Raw genomic sequence first — 875 nt, forward strand, 5'->3', positions numbered from 1 at the left:
GCCATCGCGGCGTCGCTGGGCACGATATAGGCCACCAGTTGCTGGCCGTTCTCGCCGTCATGGGCCATGACGAAGGCTTCTCGCACGGATGCCTGCTGCACCAGCCGCGCTTCGATTTCCCCCAGCTCGATACGGAAGCCACGGATCTTCACCTGATGGTCGATGCGGCCGATGTATTCGATCACCCCATCGGCGCGGTAGCGGGTCAGGTCGCCGCTGCGATACAGCCGGCCACCGTCGCTGGAGAACGGGTTGGGCACGAACTTCTCGGCGGTCAACCCCGGGCGCGCCAGGTAGCCGCGAGTCACCCCGGCACCGGCCAGGTACAGCTCGCCGGCACTGCCCACCGGCACCGGTTGCAGGTCCGGGCTGAGAATGTAGCTCTGGGTGTGGCTGATGGCCCGGCCGATATTGGCCTGGCCTCCCGCCTCGCGTCGGGTGTAGGTGGAATAGGTGGTGTCTTCCGACGGGCCATACAGGTCGTAGACATGCACCAGCCCCGGCTGTTGGTAGAGGCTATCCACCAGAGCCTGTTTCAGCGGTTCGCCCGCCAGATTGATGATCCGCACGCTAGGCGGAATCTGCCCGCTGCGCTGCAGCGCGGCAATCGCTGACGGCACGGTATTGATCAAGCGCACCCGGTCGCGGTCCGCCAGCTCCGGCAGTTCCAGGGCATTGCGCGCCAGGACGATGGAGCCACCACTGGACAGGGTAACGAACAGCTCCCACACCGACAGGTCGAAGCAGATCGAGGTGGAGGCCAGCACCCCTTGCAGGTCATCGGTGCTGTACACCCGGTTCGACCAGTCGATCAGCGCCAGCACGTTGCGATGGGCGATCGCCACACCCTTGGGCAGGCCGGTGGAGCCGGAGGT

Annotated in this window: 1 protein-coding gene; it reads right to left on the bottom strand. The window is 65.8% G+C overall.

Annotation, left to right across the window (positions count from 1 at the left end; translation table 11 throughout):
- The coding region (locus DNK59_RS24240) for an AMP-binding protein (protein ID WP_146249937.1) at nucleotides 1-875 on the bottom strand (875 nt) is incomplete at both ends.

The organism is Pseudomonas sp. TKO26, assembly GCF_003225665.1.
Classification (GTDB): Bacteria; Pseudomonadota; Gammaproteobacteria; order Pseudomonadales; family Pseudomonadaceae; genus Aquipseudomonas; species Aquipseudomonas saponiphila.